A 5,402-nucleotide genomic window follows, 5' to 3' on the forward strand; every position below is an offset into this window, starting at 1 on the left:
GTCCGGTACCGTGGATGTCTCGCACACGACGTTCACCGCCGACGGCCAGTTCAGTCCTGGCAACCCGCTTGGTGCCTTGTTCATCACCGGCAACCTGCCGCAATCCACCAACAGTGTCATCAACATCCAGATTGGAGGAACGAATGCGGGCGTTAATTATGATCAGCTCATTGTGACCGGTACCGTGGCTTTGAACGGGGCGCTCAACATCTCCCTGGTGAACGGGTTCCAGCCCGCTGGAGGCGCCACCTTCGAGGTTATCAAATACGTCTCACACACCGGCTCGTTTGATAACATTTCCGGGCTGGATCTGGGCGGTGGGTTCTATTTGGAGCCAACATTTGGCATCACCAACCTCGTCTTGACCACGATTGATAACAGGCCACGGCCCCAGTTTTCGCCGCCACAACGTCTCCCCGGCGGAGACATTCATATCACGCTCACCGGAGTCGCGGGACAGACCTTCGTTGTGCAAGCCACCACCAATTTCGTCGATTGGGCCCCGGTGCTGACGAACGCCAACTCCGGTGCCGTGTTCGATCTGATCATCACCGATTCCCCGGTTTATCCCTACCGGTTCTATCGAACTTTTCAACCGTAGCGCCCGGGGGTGCGCTGAGGACGTTTCAGATTGCAGCGGCTTCACCGTTGTGCCCGACACGCCGACCCGGAGATTTCTCGGAACGATTTTGCATTCGAAGGGTCAAATCTCACGGAAGCCGGCCGGCGCAGGGATTGACACAAATTTTGACTCGCCAAAGCCTTGCCCCTGCTGCACGTTATCGCGGAGCCATGAGCGAAATTCAGATCATTCAAACCACGCTGGAACGGACGGCGCGACGGCGTCGCTGGCAGCGGGGCTGGCGCTCTCTTTGGCAGGGGCTTTTCATGGGCACTGCGCTCTGGCTGGTGGTCCTCGCGCTTTACAAACTGCTCCCCTTGCCGGAGCAAACGCTGACGATTGCGGCCGGTGTCGCGGCAGTGCTGATGCCCGCCGGTTTTCTCGCCGGTTTCTGGCGGAAGCCGACTCTGGACCAGACCGCTCGCTGGATGGATGAGCGGCAGCATTTTCAGGAACGGTTGAGCACCGCACTCGAAGTGACGCGCGCCGCCGTCGCCGGGAACTGGCGGCACCTGGTGTTGTCCGACGCCGCGGGCCGTTTGCGCGATTTCAATCCGCGCGAGTCGCTTCCCTATCATTTGCCGAAGATCGCCCGCTGGTCGTTCCTCCTGCTGGTGCTGGCGGCGACGCTCGGTTTCATTCCGGAGTATCGCAGCAAGGCGCAGCAACAAAAGAAAAAGGAAGCGGAGATCGTGAAGGAAACGGGCCGGCAACTCACCGAATTGACGCGGCGCACGATGGAGCGGCGTCCGCCGGTGATGGAACCCACCGAGAAGGCGTTGAATTCGGTGAAGGAACTCGGTGACCGGCTGGCACAGGCGCGACTGACCCGCACCGAGGCTCTGCATGATCTGGCAAGTGCGACGGAGAAACTGAAAGATCAGGCAAAAGATCTGGCCAAGGACCCTGCCCTGAGGAAACTGGAGCAGGCGGCGCGCTCGCCGTCGGGCCGCAACACGACCAGCAACGCGGACTTGCAGAAGCAGATTGATTCAATGCAGAAGCAGCTTGGCAATCCGAACGCGACGCCCGACGCGCTCGACAAACTGCAGAGGGAACTCCAGAAAATGCAACAGGCGGCGGCTGGCCTGCCCGGTAACGACGCCGCAGGCCAGCAGCAGAAACAGGAGATGTCGCAGGCGCTCTCCGATCTGGCGAAGAAAGCGCAGGAGTTGGGGCTTCAGTTACCGAGCCTGGACGACGCGATCAAGGCGCTTGAAGGCAGCCAGATTGACCAGTTCCTCAAGGATTTGAAGGTCGCCGAGGTGGATCTCGAAAAAATGCAGGCGATGGCGAAGGCGATGCAGGAACTCCAGAAGCAGATGGCGCAACTCGGCAAAGACCTCGCCGAACAGCTCGACAAGGGCCAGGCCGAGGCCGCCATGCAGACGTTGCAAAAAATGATCGACCAGTTGAAGAAGGGCAATCCGTCGGAAGATCAGTTGCAAAAGCTCCTCGCGGAAGTGGACAAGGCGGTCAAACCCGGCAGCCAGTACGGCAAAGTGGGGGATTTTCTCAAGGAAGCGGCCGGCAGGATGAAGGGCGGCGACAAACCCGGCGCCGCCAAATCGCTCGCCGATGCATCGGACGAATTGAAGCGCCTGCTGGACCAGCTCGGGGACGCGCAATCCATGATGGCGATGATGGACGCGCTGCAAAAAGCGCAGATGTGCGTTGGCAACGGCATGAGCTGGGGGCAGTGCCTGGCGAAGACACCGCGCGCAGGCCCGGGCGGCCGTCCCGGTCGCGGCGTGGGTACATGGTCGGACGACAACGGCTGGCTGTCGTATGCGGAGATGACCGAACGATGGGACAACTCCGGCCTCGAGCGTCCGGATATGGCACCGCGAGGCGAGAGCGACCGCGGCGACGGTGAGCTTTCCGATGCGCTCGTCCCGACGAAAGTCAAAGGCCAGATCAGCCCCGGCGGCCCGATGCCAAGCATCACGTTGAAAGGCGTCAGCATCAAAGGCCAAAGCAGGGTCGGTTACACCGAGGCCGTGGCCGCCGCGCAGAGCGAAGCACAGAGCGCGCTCAGTCAGGAGCAGGTGCCGCGCGCCTATCAGGGCGCCGTGAAGGACTATTTCGACGATCTCAAGGAGTGACCGTAGTCCGAGCCACGGATGAAACACGGATTTAACGCGGCACGGGGAAGAGATTCGTCTGTGCCTGGCCCGGGTTGAATCGCCCGCTTCACATTTTTATGAACACCGAAGAACAAATCCAATCGTTCCGCCAGACCTCCGCCGCGTTGCGCGCGGAGATCGGCAAAGTGATAGTCGGAAACGACGAAATCGTCGAGGGCACGCTCTTCGCCATCTTTGCGGGCGGCCACGTGCTGCTCGAGGGCGTGCCCGGGCTCGGAAAGACGCTGCTTGTCCGCACGCTGAGCGAAGTGCTCGAACTCTCCTTCAACCGCATCCAGTTCACGCCCGACCTGATGCCCGCCGACATTCTAGGGACCAATCTGGTCGTCGAGAATCCCGATGGCCGGCGCGAGTTCCAGTTCCAGCGCGGCCCGATCTTCGCGCATATCATCCTCGCGGACGAAATCAATCGCGCCACGCCGAAGACACAGTCCGCTCTGCTTGAGGCGATGCAGGAAAAGCAGGTCACCGCCGCGGGTGAAATCCGCAAGCTGGCCGAGCCGTTTTTTGTGCTCGCCACGCAAAACCCCATTGACCAGGAGGGGACCTATCCGCTGCCCGAAGCGCAGCTCGACCGCTTCTTTTTCAAATTGCTCGTGGATTACCCAAGCGCCGCCGAACTGACCGAGGTGCTCAATCGCACCACGGAAAATGCAAGGGCACAGGTCAACAAGGTGCTTGATGGCGCCAGTCTGCTGGAGTTGCAAAAACTTGTCCGCGAAGTCCCGGTGGCGACGCACGTTAAGGATTATGCGGTGCGACTCGTGCTCGCCACACATCCCAGGACCGAGACCGCCGCACCCATCGCCAATCAATACCTTCGTTTTGGGAGCAGCCCGCGTGGTGGACAGACGTTGATTCTCGCGGCGAAAGTCCGCGCGCTGACACAGGGCCGGTTCAACGTCAGCTTCGACGACATTCAGGCGGTCGCCGCGGCGGCGCTGCGTCATCGTCTGATCCTGAATTTCGAGGCGGATGCCGAAGGCGTCACGACGGATCACATCATCACGCAAATTCTCCAGGACGTGCCGAAGGATGTGCAGGCGGTGAATGTCTGAACGAATACGGAGACGCGAAGGCGTTTATCTCCGATAAATCGACACTCGTTGCCAATGTTCAACACTTCGGTATCTCCACGCTCTCGCAGGTGAGTCATGCCCTCGCTCCTCACCCCCGAACTTCTGCGTCGTCTCGAGCAGTTTCAACTGCTCGCGCAGCGTCGCGCAAAGAGCAGCGCCAAGGGGGAGCGACGCAGCAAGGCACGCGGGCAATCGGTCGAGTTCGCGGATTATCGCAATTATGTTTCCGGCGACGATTTCCGCTATCTCGATTGGAATCTCTACGGTCGGCTGGACCGGCTCTTCCTGAAACTCTATGAAGAGGAGCGCGAACTGCCGGTCACGGTATTTCTTGATGCCAGCGAGTCAATGACCTTCGGCGAGCCGCGCAAGTTTGACTTCGCGCGGCAGGTCGCGGCCGCGGTTGGCTACGTGGCTTTGTGCGGTTTCGACCGCGTCAGCGTGGTGATCTTTCCCGATGTGACGTCAGAGCCCGCCACCGATGCGGAGCGCAGGGCGCAAAGTTCGGAGCTGGCGGCTCGCGGCGCGTTGCGCGCGGTGCGAGGGCGCAGGTCCGCGCTGGAATTTTTCCAGAACATCAATCAACTCACCGCGCGGGGAGCGACCTCGTTCAATGAAGCGCTGCGCCGCGGGGCGCTGCAGGCACGTCAGGCGGGTGTGGCGGTCGTGCTAAGCGATTTTCTCGATCCGGCGGGCTACGAAGCCGGACTGACCGCGCTCGTCGGTCGCGGCTTTCAGGTGAATGCCGTGCAAATCCTCGCGCCGGACGAATTGAACCCAGCGACCTATGGTGACCTGCGTCTGATTGATTCCGAGACCGGAGCGCAACAGGAGGTCACCTTCGGGAAGTACCGCCTCAACACCTACCGGCAGACGGTGCAAAACTTCTGTCAGCGGCTCCGCGAGTATTGCTCTTCGCGCGGCATGAACTTTTTCATGGCGGCCTCCGACACGCCGCTGGAGGAACTGTTGCTGAAACAACTTCGCGAGGCGGAGGTGTGGGGATGAGATTTCTGGCGCCCGCCGCTTTCTTTTTTGCCGCCGCGATTCCGGTGGTGATCCTGTTCTATCTGCTCAAACGCAAGCGGGTGGTGCGGCTCGTGTCCAGCACGCTGCTCTGGCAGAAATTTCTCGCGGAGACACAGGCGAGCGCGCCATTTCAACGCCTCCGTCACAACTGGCTGCTCATCCTTCAACTGCTGATGCTGGCATTGGCGATTCTGGCGCTGGCGCGGCCCTACTTTTCCGGCCATCTGTCCGGCGGCAATTTGCAGGTCGTCATCCTCGACGCTTCGGCCTCGATGCAGAGCACGGACGAAGCACCGTCGCGTTTCGAAAAAGCGCGGGCCGGGGCGCTCAAGCTGGTGGACGGTCTGCGCGACACCGACCGCATGGTGGTGCTGCTCGCCGGCGCGAACACCGAGGTGAAACAATCCGAGACCAGCGAGAAGTCACTGCTCCGCCGGGCCATTCAGTCGAGCACGGCGACGGATTCACCCACGAGGCTCAACGAGGCGCTGAAAATGGCGGACTCGCTCACGCGCGACAAGACCG

General features: G+C 61.1%; 5 protein-coding genes. All 5 read left to right on the plus strand.

All coding sequences use genetic code 11. The features are described from left to right. Nucleotides 1–601, plus strand: a 601-nt coding sequence (locus tag VN887_18885) for a hypothetical protein (protein ID HXT42081.1), incomplete at its 5' end; no start/stop codon positions are given. Between the two features lie 191 nt (nt 602–792). Beyond that, a complete protein-coding gene (locus VN887_18890; GenBank protein HXT42082.1) occupies nt 793–2,727 on the plus strand; it encodes a hypothetical protein in 1,935 nt (644 codons plus the stop codon). A 98-nt stretch (nt 2,728–2,825) separates the two neighbouring features. Beyond that, entirely contained in the window at nt 2,826–3,827 is a 1,002-nt protein-coding gene (locus VN887_18895) for a MoxR family ATPase (GenBank protein HXT42083.1), read from the plus strand. A 96-nt stretch (nt 3,828–3,923) separates the two neighbouring features. Further along, nucleotides 3,924–4,856 (plus strand): DUF58 domain-containing protein, encoded by a 933-nt coding sequence (locus VN887_18900; protein ID HXT42084.1) that lies wholly within the window; start codon nt 3,924–3,926, stop codon nt 4,854–4,856. After that, nucleotides 4,853–5,402, plus strand: a 550-nt coding sequence (locus tag VN887_18905; protein ID HXT42085.1) for a VWA domain-containing protein, incomplete at its 3' end; no start/stop codon positions are given. The genes VN887_18900 and VN887_18905, both read left to right, overlap by 4 nt.

Origin of the sequence: Candidatus Angelobacter sp. (genome assembly GCA_035607015.1) — a bacterium.
Taxonomy (GTDB): domain Bacteria; phylum Verrucomicrobiota; class Verrucomicrobiia; order Limisphaerales; family AV2; genus AV2.

Coding starts and splice junctions, on each gene's coding strand:
- VN887_18895 (HXT42083.1), top strand. CDS start 2,826: ATGAACACCGAAGAACAAATCCAATCGTTCCGCCAGACCTCCGCCGCG.
- VN887_18900 (HXT42084.1), top strand. CDS start 3,924: ATGCCCTCGCTCCTCACCCCCGAACTTCTGCGTCGTCTCGAGCAGTTT.
- VN887_18890 (HXT42082.1), top strand. CDS start 793: ATGAGCGAAATTCAGATCATTCAAACCACGCTGGAACGGACGGCGCGA.